We start from the raw sequence: 22,885 nt of genomic DNA on the forward strand, positions 1-22,885 counted from the left end.
CGGTTTTGATGGATTTTGCGGCTTCGCGAGCGAAGGCCTCCAGTTGCTTCTTGTCCATACTGCCTATCCTTAGCCATTGCTGGCTCCATGATAGGCAGTTACACAGTTTTATCTACAGTCTCTGGACAATGCCCATCAGGAGCTGGAAGGCTGCCCTGAACCGCTTTATGATCGAGTTTGAAGACCGCTTGGCGGACTATATTTAACCTTGGCAGTTACCAGAATTATTTACAGGGTCCTGGTGGGGTGCTTCCCATCTTATGCATATTGTTGTTTTTCTTGGCTTTTATGCTGATTCGCTCTGTTGTTTGCTTAAGTGCGACACAAGGTGCGACACATAGCCCGATCTTCTGCTTACCTAGAACTCTCTCGGCACTCCGTCTTTTACTTCCGTATCCGTGTGCCCAAGGCGTTACGCTCGCTGATTCCGCGTACCGGCATTAGGCTTCCTTCAGACCAAATGTCGGCCTAAGCAGTCATTCGAAGCGCTATCCTGCTAGAGTAAGTTCACGCTCTATTCACGTTAACTCAGGAGGGGATAAGGGGGGGATCTGACTGCAATTCATGAACTCTGCCAAAGGCCGCCCCTGCGCCTGTAATCGTTGCCTTGATCTCTGATCGCTCCGAAAGCCAGAGGCCCAAGGAACTTGTTCACAGGTTCCCTAGATGTGGGGGGACTGTGAGCATGACCAATCCGATATTGGAGTAAAGCTTTTTGGTGGTAATTGTTCTTATCCATATCTACTTTTTAGGAGCCTCCGAAAACGGTTGAGATCGAGAGCGCGCCCTGCTACGAGGAATTCGCTATGGAATTCATTACCAAAGGTGAATCGATTAATTGCATTCGAGTTATAAAGGATAAAGATCCAAGTAAGGAAACCCGTATCACTGTGGCCTCATTCAACGCTCGAGTTGATCGGGTCCCTCCTCATGTTGCAGCGGAACTATACACTGAGGAGATAAAGGAGCTTGTGTTATGGCTGGAGGATCGAGTGCACCTACAGTCTAGATTGGAGAGGCAGCCAATAGAAAATACTATCCTAGAGTCATTTCCGCTCTTAGTCCAACAGGCAACCCAGTCGCTTAAATCAATGGATCAGTTGGACTCTAAACTCCTTTATGAAATCAACGAAAGGTTGAAAGAACTATGTGAGGAGCTAACGAAAAAAAAGGGTTTTACTGCTGCTATCGAAGCCGGGTCGAAGCAGATGAAAAATAGTGAGATACAGAAAGAAAGGTTGGATAAGATCAAGAAAAATATAGAAGATAAGTGATGTCCGTCATCGGGTGATTATTTTGCCTGTGTTGATACTGGTGATTGCATGAATAACAATCGTTGTTATCGCTCCATAAGGATGGGTTATCGGGTTTGACGCTGGCTTAGGAGATGGCGGATGAGAAAAACGCTGTTCGCGCTGTCGCTGCTACTGTTGGTGGCCTGCAGTGCCGGGAATGATATTGAGTCGGCCTCGCTGGAGGCCAAACCGGGCACCGGGCGCTGGTATACCGTCGAGCAACGGGATGCCGGTTTGGCACTGTTTCGTCGTCACTGTGCGCAGTGTCATGGTGAAAATGCCGAAGGTACCGCCGACTGGAAGACGCCCGATGCCGATGGCAGTTACCCGCCGCCACCGCTGAATGGCTCCGCCCACGCCTGGCATCACCCACTGGCGATGTTACATAAGGTTATCGCCGAGGGTGGCGCACCCTATGGCGGCCGGATGCTCGCTTGGCAGGGGGAACTGACCGAAGCGGAGATGCTGAAGGTGATCGCCGGTTTCCAGAGCTTCTGGCCGGACGCTATCTATCAGCGATGGTTAGAGATTGAAAAGCGCAGCCGGGCTCCCTAATATCGGATTACCTTCTATCAGGTCGAACCCTATGAGACAGCGGATCAGGCTATTACTGGCGTTGGCGATGATGCTGCTTGGCAGCCTGCAGCCGTTGCAGGCGCACAGTCTTGCGGCAAGCGCCCAGCAGGCGGCGTTGCAGCATATGCTGCTGCATGCCGAGCACAGCGCCCACGGCCATGATCTTGATGGCACCGGGCCCGCCGGTCACGATGCCGCCGTTGTCGACCAGTTGCATCAGCAGTTGTGCCATGCCGGCTACAGCTTGTTCACCCCTGATCTGTATTGCGCCAGCAGTCGACGCCTGCCTGCGCAGCCTCTGATCGTGTATGCCTTGCAGCCGCGCGCGCCTGCGCAGCCGGTTGAGGTGCCGCCCCCGAAAGTCTGACTCCACCCCGTTGTTCTACGTAACTGCGCAGTTTATGCGTAATTTCTGAGTGATTACAGGCGGAAAGCGCCTGTGCGATAGAGATCGAATGGAGTTGGATGATGGAATTTAAAAATCTTCTGGGTGCTGTACTGGCATGTTCGCTGACCGTTACCTCCGTAGCTGCCGTAGCCCATGGTGGGGCGTCCGGTGTGGTAAAAGAGCGGATGGAAACGATGAAGGAGATGAAAACGTCGATGAAGTCGCTGTCCGCGATGTTCAGTGGCAAGGCTGCTTATGACCCGGACGAAGTGCGTGAGGCTGCCCTGGTATTGCAGCGCAATTCGGGGGACGCGTTAACCCGGCTGTTTCCCGAGGGCAGCCTGCACAAGCCGACCGAGGCCAAAGAGATAATCTGGCAGGAGTGGCGGCGTTTCGGACAGATGGCGGACGATCTTCAGCTGTTCAGCCAGGCCTTGGGCAAGGCCGCGGATCGACATGGTCAGGCTGGCTCACAAGGTGGTATGGGAAGCGGGCATATGATGGGCTCCGATTCAATGATGGGGGCCGGACATATGATGGGCTCCGACTCGATGATGGGAAGCGGGCATATGATGGGCGGCGGCATGATGGCCGGTACCCGGCCGTCCGAGGAGCATCTGGCGCAGATGCCGGCCGAGATGCTGTTCAAGATGGTCACCGACAGCTGTTCCAGCTGTCATACCCGTTACCGCCAGGAAGACGAGTGAGGGACCGCCATGAAGCGCTTGATTTTAGGCGTCGCCGGCGCGGCGGCGGCCGGTGCGCTGGTGTGGGGAGGGCTTGCGTTCTCCTCGATTGCCGAGCCGGTCTCGATTGCGGCCGACCAGGGGAATGTCGCACGTGGCGCCTATCTGGCCAGGGCGGGCGGCTGTATCGCCTGCCATACCGACATCGCCGGCGGCGGTAAGCCGCTGGCCGGCGGCGCGCCGCTGGATACGCCCTTTGGTACCTTTTATGCGCCCAACCTGACCCAAGACCCGCAACAGGGTATCGGCAACTGGACGCTGGAGGATTTCGCCCGCGCGCTGCGGCAGGGCGTTTCACCGGAAGGGGAGCCGTACTACCCGGCGTTTCCGTACAGCTTCTATACCCGTCTCAGCGACCAGGATATCGCCGACCTCTGGGCGGCCTTTCGGACGGTGCCCGCTGTTGCGCAACCGTCCAGGGAGCAGCAGCTGGAGTTTCCGTTCAATATCCGCAGCGGTCTGAGGCTCTGGCAGCAGCTGTACCTCGAACGGCAGCGCTTCCAGCCGTCCGCCGACGCTGATCAGCGCTTCAACCGGGGCGCTTATCTGGTGGAGGGAGCGGCGCATTGCGCTGCCTGCCATACGCCGCGCAACCTGCTGGGCGGGCTCGATCCTGATGCCGCCTTCCAGGGCGCATCGGGGCTGCCGGACGGCGGCTCCGCGCCGGCGATCACCGCTGCCGCGCTGCAAGCCAACGGCTGGACGGTCGAGGATCTGGCGTATGCCCTGAAATCCGGCATCACCCCCGATGGCGATGTGCTGGGCGGCACCATGGGGGAGGTGATTCGTGATGGCACCTCCTTCCTGAGCCAGGCCGACCGGGAAGCGATCGCCCACTACCTGCTGAATAACCGCAGCTGACCCGATTGAGGTGCCCAACCGGATACCCGAGGGTATCCGGTTTTTCAATGGCGACGCTGGTTGGCGGCATCGCCGCTGACCTGGGTCAAATGACGGAAAGCCTCACAGAACCCGGCTTTACAGCCAGTCGCCGGGCCTCAATAATAACAGGGCGTCCCAGCGCCGGATTGGCGATTAACTGCGGACCTTATGTCGATCTGCCGGATTAGCCTGCCCATGAAACATCTCTGTGCGCTGTTGGCGTTGCTGCTGACCCTGACCTCGCTTCAGGCGGCCGGTTTCGTATCGGGCGGCTCCGCCGGCTGTGCTCCTGAGCAGCATCTTATGTCCGGGCCGATGACGGATATGTCGTCGAATGTCGCTTGCGCGGACTTGCTGGATGATTGCGAGCGCAGCTGTTTCTCCAAGCAGCGCCCGCCGCTGAGCTATGCCGGTACACTTTTCTTGGCGCCTGACCGCGCTTTTATCGCCTCCAGGCTGTGCCCGCCGGTGCTGGCGGGGTTTGCCGCAGGCCCCGATCACCCTCCGAAGATTTAACGGCGCTTCCAGTCCGTACCTCTTGCCAGCCGGCGACCTCCGTTGTCACCCGGTGGCTGAAACGCGACTTGCCGCTACGCCGCGCTGGGCGCCGGCAATCTCTCGCGTCATCTAGCCCCCGATAGCCGGTATCCGCCGGCTGGCCGCACAACCATTCAACGATGTTGGGAGACCGTTATGAATTTACGGCGATCCATGCAGGCCAGCCTGGCGCTGGCGGCAATCACGATATTCAGCGTACAGCCGGTAGCGGCGGATCATTTCCAGGGGCATGTCTCTGTGCAGGTGGGCGCTCTGTCGGCGCAGGCGCAGCAAGGGCAGCGGGTATTCAACGACAACTGCGCCGGTTGCCACGGCGTCAATGGGGCGGGCACCCGCAAGGGACCGCCGTTGATCCATGCCATCTACAACCCGGGCCATCACGGCAATCGCTCATTCTATAACGCGGTCCGCAACGGGGTGCGTCAGCACCACTGGCCCTATGGCGATATGCCGGCGCAGCCGCAGGTTGGCTTCGCCGATATGGCGGCGCTGATCAAGTTCGTGCGCGAGCTGCAGCAACAAAACGGCATTGCCATCCGCAAGCATCAGATGTGACCCGCAGCCAGATGGCTGCCGTTCACGGACGCCGCTGTTCGGCAACGGGGTTAAAGGAGGGGAGAACCATGTTTCACGGTAACTACGAAGGTTGGATGTTCGGCCACGGCCTGTGGATGCTGTTCTGGCTGGTGGTGCTGCTGGTGATCGTCTGGCTGGTGGCGCGGGCCATTTTCCAGCGCAGCAGCGGCCTGAACGAGAAGCACCGATCGGCTTTGGAGATCCTGGACGAGCGCTTGGCTCGCGGCGATATCGACGAGGCCGAGTACCGCCGGCGTAAGTCGATGCTGGAGGATAACAAGTAGCAGCGAAGATGGGCCGGGGCGACAGACCGTCGCCCCGGCGGTTGCTCAGCTGAGCTGGCGTTTGCGCCAGAGATAGTACACCGCCGGAATCAGCAGCAGGGTCAGGATCACCGCGCTGACCATCCCGCCGATCATCGGGGCGGCGATACGCTGCATCACTTCCGATCCGGTACCCTGGCCGTACATGATCGGCAACAGGCCGGCGATAATGGCGGCGACGGTCATCATCACCGGCCGCACCCGCATGCCGGCCCCTTCGATCACCGCGGCGCGCAGATCATCCAGCTTGATCGGCTGCTCATGCTGCAGCTTGCGCTGCACCAGTTCGCCGTAGGCCTGGTTCAGGTAGACCAGCATGATCACCCCGATCTCGACCGCCACACCGGCCAGGGCGATAAAGCCGACCCCCACCGCTACCGAGAAGTTGAAACCGTTGAGGTAGATCATCCAGATGCCGCCGACCAGCGCCAGCGGCAGGGTGCCCATGATCATCGCCACTTCGGCAAAGCGGCGGAAGTTCATGTACAGCAGGATGACGATGATCGCCAGCGTCAGCGGCACCACGTAGCTGAGCCGCTCTTTGGCGCGCAGCATGTACTCATACTGGCCCGACCAGTTGATCGCGTAGCCCGGCGGCAGTTGAACCTCCTCGGCCACCACCCGCTGGGCGTCGACCACATAGGAGCCGATGTCGCGGCCATCGATATCGACAAAGGTCCAGCCGTTGGGGCGGGCGTTTTCGCTCTTGATCCCCGGCGGGCCGTCCTCGATGTAGATATCCGCCACGTCGGCCAGGCCGATCCGCTGTCCCAGCGGGGTGATCAGCGGCAGCGCACGCAGCTGCTCCAGCGAGTCGCGGTAGCCCTGCGGATAGCGCACGTTGATCGGATAGCGCTCCAGCCCCTCGATACTCTGCGATACGTTCATGCCGCCGATCGCCGTGGCCACCACCGCCTGGACGTCGGCGATATTGAGGTCGTAGCGGGAGGCTTTGTCACGCTTGATATCCACCTTGATGTAGCGCCCGCCGGCGACCCGCTCGGAGTAGACCGAGGCGGTGCCGGGCACCTTGGCCAGCACCTGCTCCAGCTGCTGGCCGACCTGCTGGATCACCGCCAGGTCGGGGCCGCTGACCTTGATGCCGACCGGGGTCTTGATGCCGGTGGCGAGCATATCGATACGGGTTTTGATCGGCATCACCCAGGCGTTGGTCAGGCCGGGGAAGCGTACCAGCTGGTCCAGCTCCTTCTTCAGCTTGTCGCTGGTCATGCCGTCGCGCCACTGTTCGCGCGGCTTGAGCTGGATAAAGGATTCGATCATGGTCAGCGGCGCCGGATCGGTCGCCGTATCGGCGCGGCCGATCTTGCCGAACACCGTTTGCACCTCCGGCACGGTGCGGATCAGCTTGTCGGTCTGCTGCAGCAGCTCGCGCGCCTTGCCGATCGAGATACCGGGGTAGGTGGTCGGCATGTACATCAGGTCGCCTTCATCCAGCGGCGGGATGAACTCGCTGCCGAGCTTGTCCACCGGCCAGAAACCGACCGCAGTGACCAGCAGCGCCAGGCTGATGGTGGCCTTGGGCCACTCCAGCACCCGTCGGATCACCGGCAGGTAAAGCGCGGTCAGCAGCCGGTTGAGCGGGTTCTTGTGCTCCGGCAGCACCTTGCCGCGCACGAAATAGCCCATCAGCACTGGTACCAGGGTGATCGCCAGGCCGGCCGCGGCGGCCATGGCGTAGGTCTTGGTGAACGCCAGCGGCGAGAACATCCGCCCCTCCTGGGCCTCCAGCGTGAACACCGGCAGGAAGCTCATGGTGATGATCAGCAGGCTGAAGAACAGTGCCGGGCCGACTTCGGCCGAGGCCTTGCCGATCACCTGCCAGCGGTTCTCGTCGGTCAGCGGGGTTCGCTCGATATGCTTGTGGACGTTCTCGATCATCACGATGGCGCCGTCCACCATCGCGCCGATGGCGATGGCGATCCCGCCCAGCGACATGATGTTGGCGTTGATGCCCTGGTAATACATGATGATAAACGCCGCCAGGATGCCGACCGGCAGGCTGAAGATCACCACCAGCGACGAGCGCAGGTGGAACAGGAACAGCGCGCAGACCACCACCACCACGATGAACTCTTCCACCAGCTTCTCGAACAGGTTGTCGACCGCCCGTTCGATCAGCCCGGAGCGGTCGTAGACGGTCACCACCTCGACCCCGTCCGGCAGGCTGCGTTGCAGCTCCGTCAGCTTGGCCTTGACGCCGTCGATGGTTTTCTGGGCGTTTTCGCCGAAGCGCATCACGATAACCCCGCCGACGGTCTCGCCTTCGCCGTTCAGTTCGGCGATACCGCGACGCATCTGCGGGCCGATCACCACCTCGGCCACATCGGACAGCAGGATCGGCGTGCCGTTGACGGTGGCGCCCAGCGGAATCTGGCGCAACGCCTCGGCGCTGTCGATATAGCCCGAGGTGCGCACCATGTACTCCGCCTCTGCCAGCTCCAGCACCGAGGCGCCGGTCTCCTGGTTGCCGCGCTGGATGGCGTTGCGCACATGGGCCAGCGGCATGTCGAAAGCACGCAGTTTCTCCGGATCGACCCGCACCTGGTACTGTTTCACCATGCCGCCGACGGTGGCCACTTCGGAGACGCCGGGCACCGTCTGCAGCTCATACTTCAGGAACCAGTCCTGCAGCGAGCGCAGCTGGGCCAGGTCCTGTTTGCCGCTGCGGTCGACTAGCGCGTACAGGTAAACCCAGCCCACCCCGGTGGCATCGGGCCCCAGCTGCGGCTTGGCGGTGGCCGGCAGGCTGGGCGCCACCTGGCTGAGGTACTCCAGCACCCGGCTGCGCGCCCAGTAGAGGTCGGTGTCCTCGTCGAAGATCACATAGACGTAGGAGTCGCCGAAGAAGGAGTAGCCGCGCACCGTCACCGCGCCGGGTACCGACAGCATCGCCGTGGTCAGCGGGTAGGTTACCTGGTCCTCCACCACCTGGGGCGCCTGGCCGGGGTAGCTGGTCTTGATGATCACCTGCACGTCGGACAGGTCGGGGATCGCGTCGATCGGGGTGTTCTTCACGGTGAAGGCGCCCCAGCCGATCAGAATCAACGTCGCCAGCAACACGAAGAAACGGTTGGCCAGCGACCAGTGGATGATTTTCTCGATCACTGCGCACCTCCGTTATCCATCCCCTGGTGCTGACTGTGATCCATCGCCGGCATTTCTTTCATCGCCGCCGGGCGCTGGCCCTGGCCCGCACTCTGGTCCATGCCGTGGTTCATCCCCTGGTGCTGGCTGTGGTCCATCGCCGGCGTTTCTTTCATTGCAGCCGGGCTCTGGACTTGGTCCGCACTCTGCTTCATACCGTGGTTCATCCCCTGGTGCTGGCTATGATCCATCGCCGGCATTTTTTCCGTCGTCTGACCTTGGCCGGCACCCTGGTCCATACCGTGGTTCATCCCCTGGTGCTGGCTGTGATCCATCGCCGGCATTTTTTCCATTGTCTGACCTTGGCCGGCACTCTGATCCATACCATGGTTCATCCCCTGGTGCTGGCTATGATCCATCGCCGGCATTTTTTCCGTCGTCTGACCTTGGCCGGCACTCTGGTCCATACCGTGGTTCATCCCCTGGTGCTGGCTGTGGTCCATCCCGCCGCTGGCTGCCGGGGCCAACTGATCGGGGATATGGATGGCGCTGACCAGGGCGCTGTTGCCGCTGCGGGTCATTTCGAAGTGGATCTCCTGACCGGTTTTGACGCCGTTCAGCGCTAGCCCCGGCTGGGTCTGGAAATCCATGGTCATCGCCGGCCATTGCCAGGCGTCGACGGGATCGTGGCTGATGGTCATCAGTTGACTATCCGGATTGACGCTCCGAACGATCCCTCGGGTCCAGACTGTTTCGGGCGGCAGCTCCCGCGGTGCCATGCGTTGAAAGTCGGAGCTGATGCTGGACTCCGAATCGAGCAGGAACTGGGCGGAGGTGACCACCTGGTCGTCCGGCAGCAGGCCTGCATTGATGGCGATCCGGTCGCCCGCCTGCGGGCCCAGCTCCACCGCCACCGATTTGAACTTGCCGTCGCCCAGTGCGACCACCACCCGCTGCTGGCTGCCGGTGCGGATCACCGCTTCGGCGGGCACGTGCAGGGTCGCGTCGGTCGCCTTGGCAGCAATATCCAGGCGCGCGAACATATTGGGTTTCAGGGCCTGGTCCGGGTTGTCGAAGCGCAGCCGGACCTTCACGGTGCGGGTCTTGGCGTCGAGCACCGGATAGATGTAGTCCACCGTGCCCTGCCACTCGCGGCCCGGTGCGTAATCCAGTTGCATGCTGGCGCGCTGGCCGACCTGCAGCCAGGCCGCCTGGCGTTCGAACACCTCGGCGGTCACCCAGACCTGGTCCAGCGGGCCGATACTCATCAGGGTCAGCGCGGGCTTGATGAACATCCCCTCGCGTACGTTCAGCTGACTGACGTAGCCGCCGCTTTCGGCGCGCACGACGATGGTTTGCCGGGCGCTGCCGCGCCGGGCCAGGGCTTTGATCTCCTCGTCGGAAACCCCCAGGGCCCGCAGCTTGTCGCGGGCGGAACGCTGCAGCAGGCGGTTGTTGCTGCGCCGGGCGGCCAGGTATTCCTCCTGGGCGTTCACCAGCGTCGGAGCATAGAGCTCGTAGACCGGCTGGCCCGCCGCCACGTACTCCCCTTCGCTCTTCACGTGCAGCACCTGTATCCAGCCCTCCACCCGGGAGTGGAGATGCTTGAGCAGGTCTTCGTCGAAGCCCACGTAGCCGACGCTGCGGATCTCCGCCTGCAGCGGACCGAATGCGATCGGTGCGGTGCGCACGCCGAGGTTGTTGATCACCTCCGGCGAGATGGCCACGGTGCCGGGGGCGTCGTCGCCGCCGTTGAGATCCTCCTCGTAGACCGGGATCAGCTCCATCCCCATCGGCGACAGGCCGGGCTTGTCGCGCTTGTAGTTCGGGTCCATCGGGGCGACCCAGTAGAGCGGTTCGGCTTTACCGCCGGCAGCGGAGGAGGGCGAGGGGGCATCGGCCAGGTAGCTAGTGGCGAGATAGCCGGCGCCGGCGCCGAGGCTCAGCATCAGCAGGCTGTTAATAACTAACTTCATGGTGTGCTCTCCGCAAGGTCGTCGGCGTTGGCCAGGATGTAGTTCAGGTTGAGGACGCTCTGCTGCCGGGCGCTGGTCAGCCGGATCCGTTCCAGCCGGCTGTCCAGCTCGGCGATGGCGGCGCGCATCACTTCGGCGAAATCGCTGCTGTCTGCCGCGTAGGCCCGCATCGCCGCTTCGGTCTGGTGGCCCATCTGCCGCAGCAGACGCTGGTCGAACAGCGCTTCCCGCGCCCGCAGCTGGCGCCAGTTGGCATGTTCGCGGTAGAGCTCGGCGCGCAGCTCGCGCAGCGCCAGCAGTCGCTGTTCGCGCAGACCCTCATGCTGCTTCACGGTCGCCCGCCGCAGCGGGTCCTGGCGTCGCTCCGGGAACAGCGGCAGGTCGAAGCTGACCGCCAGGGTGAACAGGTCGGCACGCTCGCGGCCGTCAGGGCTGTCCAGCCGATACCCGTAGTTCGCATCCACCTTGAACTGCGGGCTGTAGGCCTGCTCACTGAGACTGATATCCTGCTGTGCCACCTTGAGCTGCTGGTCGATGATCTGAATGCGCGGATGTCGCAACAGGCGCTGCTCGTCGGCCGGCGATAACTGCTCGGCCAGATCGATGGCCGGCCGCAGCTGCGGTCGCTTGTCGGCCAGCGGCTGCAAGGCGGCCTGTTCCGGCAGCCAGCGTGCCAGCTCGCCGTAGAAGCGGTCACGCTCCTGCTGCAGGCGGGTGATCCGGTCGTCCAGCCGGGTCAGTTCCAGCTCCGCGCGCACCAGGTCGTGGCTGCGGCTGCCGCCCAGCCGGTAGTTGGCGGTGGCGACGTCGACCAGTTGACGGAACAGGTGACGGTTGTCATTGATCAGCCGGATCTGGGCCTCGCGGCTGTAGATCTCCAGCCACAGCCGGCCCGCCATGCGGCGCAGCTGGGCGGCGCGTTCGGCACGCTGCCAGGGGTTGGCATCGGCCTGCAGCTGCAAGCGCTGCTCGCTCAGCGCCCGGCTGTCGCCGCGGGGAAAGGTTTGCGAGACACCGAACTGCAGCTGGGTCATGTTTTCCTGGTCCAGATCCAGCGTATCGGTGGGCAGATTGGCCATCGCCAGGCGGACCATCGGGTCGGGCAGGGCGCCGGCGGCGCTGGCCCGTTCGCGCAGCGCCTCCTCCTGCAGCCGGTTGTCGGTTTGCCAGGGGTCGTTTTGCAGCGCCAGCCTGATGGCTTCGTCAAAGGTCAGCTCTGCCTGGACCGGGCCGGACAGCAGGGCGGTGACCGCAGCGGCCAGCACGCCGGCGCGCTTTAAAGAAATATCTATCGACATATCGGGTTTCACTCGTAAGTAAACAGGTTTGGCTCCCGGGCGCGGACGCGAGGGAGTGACTGACGAGGAAACCGGGATTTAATCCAGCAGGACGCTCTGGGTCAGGTGCAGGCGGGGGAAGCCGGGCAGGTATTTGCGCCTGGCCCGGAAGGCGAAACTGCGTGCTATATGCTGCAGCGGCAACAGGCCGAACAGCAACGGCAAGCTGAGTACCCACAGCAGCGGGAAGAACGCGACATTGCTGACCGTGGCGGACAGCGGCGATTGAACCTGGACCTGGCAGTCGGCTTGCTCCGGCGAACAGGTGGCGTGCTGGGCGCTGTCCTGGTGGGGCGCCACCTGGTGGTGGTTGGTTTGTTGTTCGGCACTGGCGGAGAGGCTCTGCAGGTTGGCCATGCAGCTGCCGATCAGGCAAGACAGCAGCGCGGCTATCAGCAGGATAGCCGGCAGGCGCCGTGAGATCTGTCTTGTCTGAGTCATCGGAAAGGTCCGCTTCGGAAAAAGCCGCCAGAGTGTATAGTGGCGCCGTTTTTAGTACCAGCTTCGAGATGGGGATTGGCCAAAAAGTTCCCTGTCTTGTAGAAGATCGGCGTGCAAGCGCCAAGCTGGACGTCGTGGCTGCGACCGCTGCAGTTATCTTGGCGCGGTCTGAGGCCACCAAGTGGGCCGGCTGAATATCGGCCCTAAGCTCTGTTCTCTGGCAAGTATCAAGCGCCATGCACCGATTTTTCGGGTGGCGATATTTCAGGGCTTTTCAAGATTTTTCACGACCAGCCGATTGGCGATAAAGCGTTGAAAATTGTCTATGGCTAAGGTTTTTATGGTGAATATAAACTTGTATTGATTTTGTATTGAGTGAGTGCTTTGTGAGGTTAAAAATACTGGCTGTTGCTGATGCCAGCCGAGAACTCGGCTGGCATCGAAAAGCGTCAGGCGCTATCGTGTGACGCTCCGTCCATCCAATACCCCTGGGGACCGTCGCCGCCGCGCATCATATAATGCCGTTTTTCCGATCGATCGGCATGACCATACTGCTCGACATGACCGCTCGAAGCCCCTTCGGCGTGGCTCTGTCCGGACATCAGATGGCCCTGGGGGCCGTCGCCGGCGTGCATCATGTAGTGCCGCCCCTGAGGATGTGCCGGCTCACCGTGGGACAGCGTCTCCCGGTGAGCGGAGCTTTGTCCGGCGTCGTGGGCTTTGCCCTGCATCGCATGTCCCTGCGGTCCATTGCCGCCGTGCATCATATAGTGCTGCTGGTCTGCTGTTTTTGTCATACCGGCCTGTGCCGCGGTCGAGATAGCCAGGGCTGAAACAATGACGGCCATTGTGCTTTTGATATTCATGGTGGCTCCTTGTGTAACGATTAAATTGCTATCTATCTCTAACTTTTGTAGGCAGTCTAAAGGTTTCAGCAGCTGGAAGGTCAATGGTTTTATTTAAGGTTTTTGGTGTTTTTATTTCGCAGAGGGGAATCTTGGTATGCCTTGATAAGGCCGGATGAGATGGAATGAAAAAGGATCATCGCGTTTAAGCCTTGTAGGGCGGGCATGTTTTTTGTGCCCACGTGGCGCTCGCTCACCTGGCGTAGGTGTTTCCGACCCATGCGCGAAGCCTTCTAAAAAAGAAAAAAAAGGAGGGAGCGAGGCTCCCTCCCGGATCGCTCTAAAACCAGGCGCGAATGCCGATCACCGCCTGCAGGTCGTCGGTCGACTCCCCCTCCTCGCGGGCGAAGTCGGCGGTGTCGCCAAACTTGCGCTCCCAGTTCAGGCCGATATAGGGGGCGAACTCCCGGCGGATCTCGTAGCGCAGCCGCAGGCCCAGCTCCAGGTCCGACAGGCCTGAGCCGATGCCGCGGCTTGCGTCATCCTCGCCATACAGGTTGAGTTCGATCTCCGGTGACAGGATCAGCCGCTGGCTGAGCAGCAGCTCGTATTCCGCTTCCAGTCGCAGGGCGCTCTGGCCCCCCTCGCCGATAAACGCCGTAGCGTCCACTTCGAACTGATAGGGCGCCAGCCCCTGCAGGCCGAAGGCCAGCCACTGCTGCGGCTCGGCCGGCTTGAAATCGTGGCGCAGGCCGAGTTGCAGGTCCCAGAACGGCGCCACCGCTCTGCCGTACAGCAGCTGCAGTTCGGCGGATTCGGTGCGGCCCGCCAACCGCTCGCCTTCGGACTTCAGCCAGAGCTTGTCCAGGTCGTAACCGACCCAGCCCTGGACATCCCAGCTCAGCAGGCTGCCGTCATCGGCATCGCGCCACTCCAACTGGTCGATGTTCAGCATGCCCAGCAGCGGGTCGTCCTCCGTCGCGGCCAGGCCGTTGCCGCTGAACAGCAGGCCGGCGGCGAGCAGCGCGATCAGTGTCTGTGGTTGCATATGCATTCGCTCCTTAAATGACATGGACTTCACGGAACATGCCCGGCATGTGGTAGAGCAGGTGGCAGTGGAACGCCCACTTGCCCGGTGCGTCCGCGGTCACCTGATAGCTGATGCGGGTGCCCGGCTGGACCACCACGGTGTGTTTGCGGGGCAGGTGGCGGTCGTCGCCGCTCTCCAGTTCGCTCCACATGCCGTGCAGGTGCATCGGGTGGTTCATCATGGTGTCGTTGACGAAAGTGAACCGCAGCCGCTCGCCGTAGTTCAGCTTGATCGGCTCCGCGTCGGCGAACTTGACGCCGTTGATCGACCACATATAACGGCTCATGTTGCCGGTCAGGTGCAGTTCGATCTCGCGCTGCGGTTCGCGCCGGTCCCGGGTCTCGTTCAGGTTGCGCAGGTCGGCGTAGCTCAGTACCCGGCGGCCGTTGTTGCGCAGTCCCACGCCGGGGTCGTCCAGCCGGTATTGCGGATTCTCCGCCCGCATATCCACATGGGGGCCGTACTCGGTGGCCGCATGTTTGACCGGCTGAGGTGCGGTCGGCTGAGGTGTGGCCGGCGGTGACATCGCCGCCATATCGTGGCCGGCCTGTTCCGCCATCATCCCATGGCGGCTGTGATCTATCGGCATCTGGTGCCCGCTATGGTCCATCTGCATCGCCTTCATGTCATGGCCCTGGTGGCCGCCGCCCGCCATCACATGCCCGCCGTTGGCCATCCCCATATCGGCATGGCTCAGGATCGGCAGCGGGTCCATCGGCGGTACCGGGGCGGTCAGCCCGGCATCCGGTGTCAGGGTGCCGCGCGCATAGCCGCTGCGATCGATCGCCTGGGCGAAGACGCAGTAGGCCTGCTGATCGCTGGGCTCGACGATGACATCGTAGGTTTCGGCCACGCCGATGCGGAACTCGTCCACGCTGACCGGCTCGACATTCTGGCCGTCGGCCGCCACCACCGTCATCTTCAGGCCGGGAATCCGCACGTCGAAGAAGGTCATCGCGGCGCCGTTGATAAAGCGCAGGCGCACCCGTTCGCCCCGTTTGAACAGCCCTTGCCAGCCCTGCATGGGTGTCTGGCCGTTCATCAGGAAAGTGTAGGTATAGCCGGTCACGTCGGACAGGTCGCGATCGCTCATCCGCATCCGCTCCCACATCGAGCGGTCCCGCCAGGTGGCGGCCGCTCCCTGGCGGCGCAGATCGGCCAGCGTGTCGTCCAGCGTGCGCTCGTTGAAGTTGTAGTAGTGGCTCAGTTTCTTCAGCTTGGCGTAGATTGCGTGTGGGTTTTCATCGCTCCAGTCCGACAGCATCACCACGTAGTCGCGATCGTAGCTGAACGGCTCCGGCTCCAGCGGATCGATAATGATCGGACCGTACAGCCCGGTCTGCTCCTGAAAGCCGGAATGGCTGTGATACCAGTAGGTGCCGCTCTGCTGCACCTTGAAGTGGTAGATGAAGGTTTCACCGGGCGGGATGCCGTCAAAGGAGATGCCCGGCACCCCGTCCATGCCGGTGGGCAGGATCAGGCCGTGCCAGTGGATGGAGCTGGTCTCGCGCAGCCGGTTGGTGACCCGCAAGGTGACCTCTTCACCCTGTTTCAACCGCAGGGTGGGGGCCGGCAGGCTGTTGTTCACAGTGGTGGCGAAGCGCGAGCGACCGGTGAAGTCCACCCGCTGGGCGCCGATCGTCAGGTCGATCCGGTTACCGCTCAACAGCGGAGGCTGTTGGTTGGCGGCCGGGGCGGCGAGCAGCTTGCCGCCCGGCACGCCCAGGCCAGCCACCACGCCGCCCAGTGCCAGCCCTTGTACGAATTGCCGTCGGTTCAGATTGATGTTTTTCATTCACGTCTCCTCCGCTGGCTTAGCGCACGTCCAGTGTTGCTTTCATGCCGGCCTCGTAATGGCCGGGCAGGTTGCAGGCGGCTTCGAAAGTGCCGGGCCGGCTGAAGGTCCAGATGAGTTGTTGGGTTTCGCCGGGCGCCATGCTGACGGCATTGCCCTCGTCATGCGCCATATCCGGCATCTCGCGCATCATCTGTGCGTGCCGGCGCATCTCGTCTGAGTCGCCGATAGCGAATTCGTGGCGCAGGCGGCCGTTGTTGGTGACGATAAAGCGAATGGTTTCACCGGCGTTTATCCGCCAGCTGTCCGGCGAGAAGCGCATGCTGTCATCGGCACTGACCTGAAGGGTGCGGTCGATATCCGCCAGCCGGCCAGGATGGCCGGCGGCGGATCCGATATGGCCGCGCCCCGGATGTGCCCCGTCGGGCATTTCCGGGTGATGCGCCATGCTGCCGTGGCCGTTGTGGCCGTTGTGGCCGTTGTCCATGCCATGTCCGGCTGAGCTGCCGGCGACAGCCGGAGCGCCGAGAATCAGAGCAGCCAGGGCGAATGGAGTGACTTTGTTCATGGTTTGACCTCGTTAAAAAATCTGTCGGGTGATGTCGAGTGCAGCCGGGGCTGATCGGTGCCCGGCTGATGATCGCCTCCGAAAATGGCCCGCATCACGGAATGCCGGCCTGGGGGCGTCAGAACCGAGGTCGGGGAGGGCGTTTAAGCGGGAACTGGCGTATCGACGGCGGCATCGTGGTCGCGCCGGCCTGCAGGTAATGGATCGGAGCCGCGGGGGAAAACAGGTCGGCCGGACAGAGGTCGCAGCCTTGCAGGCAACAGCCGCAGTCCAGTATGCCGCCGCACTGCGCCGCGCAGTCGTTGGCGCATAGCGCCTGCATCACCGACATCTGATCGTGCTGCTGCCCATGACCGGTGGCGCCCTGTGTATGTTCCACAAGAGAGCCGGTGCCCTGTTCGCTTGGCGGCGGGTAGAAACCGGCACTGCTGGTTGCCGGCCCCGCTAGCAGCAGCAGGGCGAACAGGCAACTGATGAGGCTCTGTAGCCGGAAAGTCATGGGCAGGGAACAACTCCTGGATATTGGTTGGCGGTCGGTGGACTCGCGTTGGGCCAAGGTAAGGCTTCCAGCAAGGGAAAGGTCAAGCCCGTTTGCTATTTAGCATATTTAGCAATAGCGGCTTAGCCGCAGCCGCTCCTGATGATAAAAATAGGCCCAGCGGCTGAAACTTGCCTGAAAACGTGCATTCTCTATATCGATCGGGAACTTTTCTCTGTGACCGCATATCTCAGCCGTGCACCAAGATCTGATTGAATGGAATTCGTTATGCGCCAGGCGCTACGCACAGTCATGCTGCTCGTTCTGATTGCCGCCGGGGCGGTTGCGCCCGTGTCGATGGCAGGGGCTGGCCAGGCTGCCGTGATGAGCCATCTGGCGCTGTCGGACGATGGCTACCTGCCGCAGGCCGACTGTACCGACCGCGGGCTGTGCGAGGATGGCGTCAGCTGCGCCAGCCACTGCGTCATCGCTGTCGCTGCGTCTGCGTCGCTTGGTCCGGCAGCGGCGTCCTGGTTCGATCAGCCGGTAGGCGATCCGCCCTCATTTCTTGTATCCCTCCAAACCCCTCCGCCACGGCACGTGACGCCGCTCTGAACATGTCGGGCGAGCCTGCCCGAACTGACCCGCGTTCAGGCAGCCGGTTGCGGCTGCTTGTCACTATGATCGGTTCCAAGGGGGTACCACCGTGAACATCTCTCAGGCGGCCAGCCAGACTGGCCTTAGCAGCAAGACCATCCGTTTCTATGAGCAGCAGGGCATTATCCGCCCGGCGGCCCGGGCGGAGAACGGTTATCGCACCTACAACGCCGCGCAGATTGCGCAGTTGCGGTTTATCAAGCGGGCGCGCGATCTCGGCTTCAGCCTGCAGGAAAGCCATGAGTTGCTGCAGTTGGCGGAAGATCCGCAGCGGCGCAGTGCCGATGTGAAGCGGAAGTTTCTCGAGAAACTGGCCGCCCTCGAGGCGGAGATCGATCAGCTGCAACAGAAGCGGGCACTGATGCTGGGTACGGTGGATCGCTGTCCGGGTGATGAGGGGGCCCGCTGCCCGATTATCGACCAGTTGACGGCCGGGGAGTCGGCATCCTAAGCCGCTTTCTGCATGATGTGGTCCCGCATCGTCCCCGTGGGCGGTGCCCTAGTGTTCGGCGGAACTGATCCAGGTCATGAGGTGGCGGCGATTTCGGCCGTGCAGCTGTTGACCATCTAGCGACTGGAACCTTTAGTTTGATTATGGAGAAACGCTCTGTCGGCACCGGCGCCTTCTGTCTACGCTGCCAGGGCGCGCCATTTAACCAGCTGCGCGGTTAGCTTCTGCTGACAATCGAAGCGGGCGTCCGCGCATGCATTAACAGCGGTGAATACCATGGCGTCCGTACAAGACCAGGAGCAATGCCACAGTCACGCTCAACCAGGACAGTCCGCCGCCCGCCGGGAACTGCTGATCGAAGGCGCCGGCTGTGCCAGCTGCGTCGGCAAGATCGAAAAGGCCCTGAAACAGGTGCCGGGGGTGCAGGACGCGGTGATGAACTTCGCCCAGCGCACCGTCACCGTGACCGGCGACGCCGCCGAGGCGCAACTTATCAAGGCGGTCGAGGCGGCCGGCTACAACGCCCGGGGCACCGAAGCGGAAGCGGAAAGCGACCTGCTGGCGGAGAAGGAGCAGGCGGACTGGGCCTACTACAAGCGGCTGATGCGCGAGATGGCCATCGCGCTGGCGCTGGGCATTCCGCTGATGATCTACAGCATCGTCGTCGGCGAGATGACGGTCACCACCAACCTGGAGCGGCTGGCCTGGCTGCTGGTGGGCCTGCTGACCCTCGGCGTGATGCTGTTTTCCGGCCGCCATTTCTATGTCGGCGCCTGGAAGTCTTTTCTCAACCACAGCGCCAATATGGACACCCTGATCGCGCTCGGTACCGGTACCGCCTGGCTGTACTCGATGGTGGTGGTGTTCTTCCCGCAGGCGGTGCCGGAGATGGCGCGCCACGTCTACTTCGAAGCCACCGCGATGATCATCGGTCTGATCGACCTGGGGCTGGCACTGGAGGTCAAGGCACGCGGCCGCACCTCCGAGGCGATCAAGCGGCTGATCGGCCTGCAGGCGAAAACCGCCCGGGTGATCCGCGACGGCCAGGAGCTCGATATTCCCATCGAGCAGGTGTTGGCGGACGACCGGGTACGGGTGCGGCCCGGCGAAAAGATCCCGGTGGATGGGGTGGTGACCGACGGACATAGCGCGGTGGATGAGTCGATGCTGACCGGCGAGCCGATGCCGGTGGAGAAGGGCGTCGATGACGAGGTGGTCGGCGGCACCCTCAACAAGACCGGCTCGCTGGTGTTCCGGGCCACCCGCGTCGGCAAGGACACTGCGCTGGCGCGGATCATCCAGATGGTCAAGCGGGCGCAGAACTCCAAGCCGCCGATCGGCCGGCTGGCGGACCTGATCGCCGGCTATTTCGTGCCGGTGATCATGATCATCGCGGTGCTCAGTGCGCTGGCCTGGCTGAATTTCGGTCCCGAGCCGGCGATCGCCTTCGCCATCGTCTCGGCCACCACCGTGCTGATTATCGCCTGCCCCTGCGCGCTGGGGCTGGCCACGCCGATGTCGGTGATGGTCGGGGTCGGCAAGGCGGCGGAGGCCGGGGTGCTGATTCGCAACGGCGAGGCGCTGCAGACCGCCTCGAAAATCAGCGCGATGATCCTCGACAAGACCGGCACCATCACCGAAGGCACGCCCCGGGTGACCGAGATCCACCGCACCGCGCAGCGCAGCGAGGCTCAGCTGCTGCAACTGGCGGCCAGCCTGGAGGCGGGCTCGGAACACCCGCTGGCGGTGTCGATCGCCGAGTCCGCCCGCGCGCGTAGCCTCCCGCTGGATGCTGTCGAGCAGTTCCAGGCCCTGGCCGGCCAGGGGGTACGCGGCAGGGTGAATGGCCATGCCCTGCTGTTCGGTAACGAAAAGCTGATGCGTGGCGCAGGTGTCGAGATCGCCGGCCAGGTCGACCGGGCGCAACAGCTGGCGGCACAGGCGCAAACGCCGATGTACTTCGCCGTTGACGGTCAGCTGGAGGCGATCATCGCGGTGGCCGATCCGCTCAAGGAGGATTCCATCGCCGCCATCAAACGGTTGCAGGACGACGGTATCCGGGTGGTGATGCTGACCGGCGACAACCGTGCGACCGCCGAGGCGGTGGCCGCCAAGGCCGGTATCAGCGAGTTCTTTGCCGAGGTATTGCCGGAGGATAAGGCCGGCAAGGTGGTCGAACTGCAGCGCCAGGGCGAGGTCGTCGGCATGACCGGCGACGGCATCAACGACGCCCCGGCGCTGGCCCAGGCCGATGTCGGCTTCGCCATCGGCACCGGTACCGATGTGGCGATCGAGAGCGCCGACGTCACCCTGATGCGCGGCTCGCTGCACGGTCTGGCCGATGCGATCGCGGTCAGCAGGGCGACCCTGCGCAATATCAAGCAGAACCTGTTCGGCGCCTTCATCTACAACGTGGCCGGGGTGCCGTTCGCCGCCGGTGTGCTGTACCCGTTCTTCGGGCTGCTGCTCAGCCCGGTGATCGCCGGCGCGGCGATGGCGTTCTCATCGCTGACGGTGGTCAGCAACGCCAACCGGCTGCGGTTGTTCAAGGCGCAGCAACACTGAGGAGGAGCGACGGATGGTGCTGGTCAATATTCTGGGATTGCTGCTGATCGGGCTGATCGTCTGGTGGTTCTGGCTCTACAAGCCGGGCGAGGCCAGCGCCGGCGACGGCGCGATCACCGTGATCGTCGAGGACGGCGTCTATCAACCGGCCCGCATCCGGCTTCCCGCCGGCCAGCCGGCCACCCTGCGCTTCCTGCGCAGGGACGCCTCGCCCTGTGCCGGCACAGTGGTGTTCGCCGATCTGGATATCAGCGAAGAGCTGCCGGTCGACAAGGTTAAGGAGATCAGCCTGCCACCCCAGCCGCCCGGTACTTATGCCTTCACCTGCCAGATGCAGATGTATCGCGGCGAGCTGCTGGTGGAGGCGCAGTCATGAATATCTGGTGGGGACTGGCAATGCAGTGCGTTGGCTATAGGCTATGGTTTTGTAAGGCCTGGCCTGTGCGGTGTATTGGCGGGCTGGATCTATCCTCCGCTCTGTTACAAGGAGCAAGCCTATGCCGAATGAAATGATACTGATGCTGCACGCCTCCTTCGGTGTTCTTGCCATTCTTGCCTCGGTCTGGGTATTTGCCGAAACGCTCACCAATAGTGTCGCCAGCCAAGGGCGTATCCGGTGGGTTAGCCTGGCAGGGGCGGCTCTGATGTGGCTGAGTTATCTGATTGGTGGTTATTGGTACGTGGTTTATTACGGCGCGGACAAGGCTCTGATCAAGGAGGGGCCCTGGCCGTTCGCTCACAGCTTTTTCATGGAGGCGAAGGAGCATATCTTTTTCAGCCTGCTGTTACTGTCGACCTATTTACCGATGGTTGCATTACGATTAGCACCGGAGCGTCCCCAGGTAAGGGGACTGGTCCTTTGGTTGTCCGGTTGGATAGTGCTGTTGGGGCTAGCGATGGAGGGGGCAGGCGCGCTGATCGCTATGGGCGTCAAGGTTGCACTGCTGGCTAAAGGGGCGATGGGGGGCTGACATGAAAGAAACCGGAGTCGACAGTAAGACCGCTGCCTTTGGACTGGCGCTGGCTATCACCAGTTTGCTGAGTGCGATTCTAGTGGTCATTAAAGAGCTGAATCAGGATACGGTGCTGGCTCTGATGAAGTCGGCGACCGGCCACCACTGGGTGAGCCATGGCATTTTTGTGCTGATCGTCTTTCTGGTGCTTGGCTGGGTGCTGGCTCGGGGCGAGGTAGGCAGCCGCCTGAGTGGTAATGCGCTAAGCGCGATCATCTCCGCCAGCATAGTGCTGAGTGCTCTGATCATTGCAGGCTTTTTCATATAAAGCCCCGTCGGTACATTCCGTGCGGAACCTGTAGATGGTTCCTACAGGTTTCACCTGTTGCCCTGGCGGGTGATTCTCGAATTCTTCAGGTGTATGATGCGCCTCAATTATACCAAATGGCTATGTCTGGCTGTTTTTGGTATTTCTTTTTCTTATAAACAAATTCCTGAATGTTTGGAGAATTCCATGCTGAAAATGATGCGTAAGGCGGTCCTGGCGCTGGGTATCGCTCTGGCGGCGCAGGGCGCGCTGGCGGCGGAAGTGGTCAAGGTGGGCATGTCCGGTCAGTACTTCCCGTTCACCTTCGTCAAGAAGGACGTGCTGCAGGGCTTCGAGGTGGATATCTGGAACGAGATCGGCAAGCGCAACGACTACCAGGTCGAGTTCGTCACCTCCAACTTCTCCGGCCTGTTCGGTCTGCTGGAGAGCGGCCGTATCGACACCATCTCCAACCAGATCACCATCACCGACGAGCGTAAGGCCAAGTACCTGTTCTCCAACCCGTACGTGGTGGACGGCGCCCAGGTGGTCACCCGCAAGGGTAGCGACATCAAAGGCATCGAGGACCTGGCCGGCAAGACCGTAGCGGTCAACCTGGGTTCCAACTACGAGCAGCTGCTGCGCGCCTACGACAAGGACAACAAGATCAACATCAAGACCTACGACACCGGTATCGAGCAGGAGCTGATGCTGGGCCGGATCGATGCGTTCGTGATGGACCGTGTCTCCTCGATGGCGCTGATCAAGGAGCACAACCTGCCGTTCGTACACGCCGGTGCAGCCTTCGAAACTATCGAAAACGCCTGGCCGCTGCTGAACAACGAAAAAGGCAAGCGCCTGCAGACGGAGATCAACAAGGCGTTGGCGGCGATGAAAGCGGACGGTGCCCTGAAGGCGATCTCCGAGAAATGGTTCGACGGTGATATCACCTCCCACTAACGGGCGGTTCGCG

General features: G+C 62.1%; 24 protein-coding genes. 14 read left to right on the forward strand and 10 right to left on the reverse strand.

Annotation, left to right across the window (positions count from 1 at the left end; all coding sequences use genetic code 11):
* Window positions 1–806 precede the first annotated feature (806 nt).
* Both K6T12_RS13275 and K6T12_RS13280 read left to right on the forward strand, forming a co-directional pair.
* Window positions 807–1,274, forward strand: coding sequence for a hypothetical protein (locus tag K6T12_RS13275; RefSeq protein ID WP_222223284.1), 468 nt, complete (start codon window positions 807–809; stop codon window positions 1,272–1,274).
* A gap of 120 nt (window positions 1,275–1,394) precedes the next feature.
* Window positions 1,395–1,850 (forward strand): c-type cytochrome, encoded by a 456-nt coding sequence (locus K6T12_RS13280; RefSeq protein WP_222223286.1) that lies wholly within the window; start codon window positions 1,395–1,397, stop codon window positions 1,848–1,850.
* Between the two features lie 52 nt (window positions 1,851–1,902).
* On the opposite strand, the gene K6T12_RS13285 is transcribed toward K6T12_RS13280, so the two are convergent.
* Window positions 1,903–2,103, reverse strand: coding sequence for a hypothetical protein (locus K6T12_RS13285; RefSeq protein ID WP_222223288.1), 201 nt, complete (start codon window positions 2,101–2,103; stop codon window positions 1,903–1,905).
* A gap of 236 nt (window positions 2,104–2,339) precedes the next feature.
* On the opposite strand from K6T12_RS13285, the gene K6T12_RS13290 reads away from it, so the two are divergent.
* The 5 genes from K6T12_RS13290 (at window position 2,340) to K6T12_RS13310 (ending at window position 5,305) form a co-directional block, all read left to right on the forward strand.
* The gene (locus K6T12_RS13290) at window positions 2,340–2,966 is read left to right on the forward strand and encodes a c-type cytochrome (protein WP_222223290.1); all 627 of its coding nucleotides are present in this window, start codon (window positions 2,340–2,342) and stop codon (window positions 2,964–2,966) included.
* A 9-nt stretch (window positions 2,967–2,975) separates the two neighbouring features.
* The gene (locus K6T12_RS13295; RefSeq protein WP_222223292.1) at window positions 2,976–3,866 is read left to right on the forward strand and encodes a c-type cytochrome; all 891 of its coding nucleotides are present in this window, start codon (window positions 2,976–2,978) and stop codon (window positions 3,864–3,866) included.
* Window positions 3,867–4,055: 189 nt separating this feature from the next.
* Entirely contained in the window at window positions 4,056–4,403 is a 348-nt protein-coding gene (locus tag K6T12_RS13300; protein WP_222223295.1) for a hypothetical protein, read from the forward strand.
* Window positions 4,404–4,580: 177 nt separating this feature from the next.
* On the forward strand, window positions 4,581–5,000 hold the full coding sequence (locus tag K6T12_RS13305; RefSeq protein ID WP_222223297.1) for a c-type cytochrome: 420 nt from the start codon (window positions 4,581–4,583) through the stop codon (window positions 4,998–5,000).
* Between the two features lie 68 nt (window positions 5,001–5,068).
* Window positions 5,069–5,305: an SHOCT domain-containing protein gene (locus K6T12_RS13310; RefSeq protein WP_222223299.1), complete on the forward strand. Its 237-nt coding sequence runs from the start codon at window positions 5,069–5,071 to the stop codon at window positions 5,303–5,305.
* Between the two features lie 45 nt (window positions 5,306–5,350).
* On the opposite strand, the gene K6T12_RS13315 is transcribed toward K6T12_RS13310, so the two are convergent.
* The 9 genes from K6T12_RS13315 to K6T12_RS13355 form a co-directional block, all read right to left on the reverse strand.
* Complete coding sequence (locus K6T12_RS13315; protein WP_222223301.1) at window positions 5,351–8,470, reverse strand: efflux RND transporter permease subunit; 3,120 nt, start codon at window positions 8,468–8,470, stop codon at window positions 5,351–5,353.
* Window positions 8,467–10,425 carry an efflux RND transporter periplasmic adaptor subunit gene (locus tag K6T12_RS13320; protein ID WP_222223303.1) on the reverse strand — a complete coding sequence of 653 codons (1,959 nt, stop codon included), beginning with the start codon at window positions 10,423–10,425 and terminating at the stop codon, window positions 8,467–8,469. Before K6T12_RS13320 ends, K6T12_RS13315 begins: the two co-directional genes overlap by 4 nt.
* Complete coding sequence (locus tag K6T12_RS13325; protein WP_222223305.1) at window positions 10,422–11,723, reverse strand: TolC family protein; 1,302 nt, start codon at window positions 11,721–11,723, stop codon at window positions 10,422–10,424. The genes K6T12_RS13320 and K6T12_RS13325 overlap by 4 nt, the downstream gene beginning before the upstream one ends.
* Before the next feature lie 78 nt (window positions 11,724–11,801).
* Complete coding sequence (locus K6T12_RS13330; RefSeq protein ID WP_222223307.1) at window positions 11,802–12,203, reverse strand: hypothetical protein; 402 nt, start codon at window positions 12,201–12,203, stop codon at window positions 11,802–11,804.
* A gap of 449 nt (window positions 12,204–12,652) precedes the next feature.
* Window positions 12,653–13,069 carry a hypothetical protein gene (locus K6T12_RS13335; protein WP_222223308.1) on the reverse strand — a complete coding sequence of 139 codons (417 nt, stop codon included), beginning with the start codon at window positions 13,067–13,069 and terminating at the stop codon, window positions 12,653–12,655.
* Between the two features lie 319 nt (window positions 13,070–13,388).
* Complete coding sequence (locus tag K6T12_RS13340; protein ID WP_222223310.1) at window positions 13,389–14,096, reverse strand: copper resistance protein B; 708 nt, start codon at window positions 14,094–14,096, stop codon at window positions 13,389–13,391.
* Window positions 14,097–14,109: 13 nt separating this feature from the next.
* Window positions 14,110–15,933, reverse strand: a complete 1,824-nt coding sequence (locus tag K6T12_RS13345) for a copper resistance system multicopper oxidase (RefSeq protein ID WP_222223312.1) — start codon at window positions 15,931–15,933, stop codon at window positions 14,110–14,112.
* Window positions 15,934–15,952: 19 nt separating this feature from the next.
* Window positions 15,953–16,501, reverse strand: coding sequence for a cupredoxin domain-containing protein (locus tag K6T12_RS13350; RefSeq protein WP_222223314.1), 549 nt, complete (start codon window positions 16,499–16,501; stop codon window positions 15,953–15,955).
* A 118-nt stretch (window positions 16,502–16,619) separates the two neighbouring features.
* Entirely contained in the window at window positions 16,620–17,000 is a 381-nt protein-coding gene (locus K6T12_RS13355; RefSeq protein ID WP_222223316.1) for a hypothetical protein, read from the reverse strand.
* Window positions 17,001–17,255: 255 nt separating this feature from the next.
* Between K6T12_RS13355 and K6T12_RS13360 the strand changes: the two genes are divergently transcribed.
* From K6T12_RS13360 to K6T12_RS13390, 7 genes are all read left to right on the forward strand, one after another.
* Window positions 17,256–17,594, forward strand: coding sequence for a hypothetical protein (locus tag K6T12_RS13360; protein ID WP_222223318.1), 339 nt, complete (start codon window positions 17,256–17,258; stop codon window positions 17,592–17,594).
* Between the two features lie 91 nt (window positions 17,595–17,685).
* The gene (cueR, locus tag K6T12_RS13365; RefSeq protein ID WP_222223320.1) at window positions 17,686–18,087 is read left to right on the forward strand and encodes a Cu(I)-responsive transcriptional regulator; all 402 of its coding nucleotides are present in this window, start codon (window positions 17,686–17,688) and stop codon (window positions 18,085–18,087) included.
* Window positions 18,088–18,363: 276 nt separating this feature from the next.
* Entirely contained in the window at window positions 18,364–20,652 is a 2,289-nt protein-coding gene (locus tag K6T12_RS13370; protein WP_222223322.1) for a heavy metal translocating P-type ATPase, read from the forward strand.
* 13 nt (window positions 20,653–20,665) lie between these two features.
* A complete protein-coding gene (locus tag K6T12_RS13375; protein WP_222223324.1) occupies window positions 20,666–21,028 on the forward strand; it encodes a cupredoxin domain-containing protein in 363 nt (120 codons plus the stop codon).
* Window positions 21,029–21,149: 121 nt separating this feature from the next.
* Window positions 21,150–21,623: a hypothetical protein gene (locus tag K6T12_RS13380; protein ID WP_222223326.1), complete on the forward strand. Its 474-nt coding sequence runs from the start codon at window positions 21,150–21,152 to the stop codon at window positions 21,621–21,623.
* A gap of 1 nt (window position 21,624) precedes the next feature.
* Complete coding sequence (locus K6T12_RS13385) at window positions 21,625–21,933, forward strand: hypothetical protein (protein WP_222223328.1); 309 nt, start codon at window positions 21,625–21,627, stop codon at window positions 21,931–21,933.
* Window positions 21,934–22,119: 186 nt separating this feature from the next.
* Complete coding sequence (locus K6T12_RS13390) at window positions 22,120–22,872, forward strand: amino acid ABC transporter substrate-binding protein (protein WP_222223330.1); 753 nt, start codon at window positions 22,120–22,122, stop codon at window positions 22,870–22,872.
* The last annotated feature ends 13 nt before the right edge of the window (window positions 22,873–22,885 follow it).

Origin of the sequence: Marinobacterium arenosum, from assembly GCF_019795155.1 — a bacterium.
Taxonomy (GTDB): domain Bacteria; phylum Pseudomonadota; class Gammaproteobacteria; order Pseudomonadales; family Balneatricaceae; genus Marinobacterium_C; species Marinobacterium_C arenosum.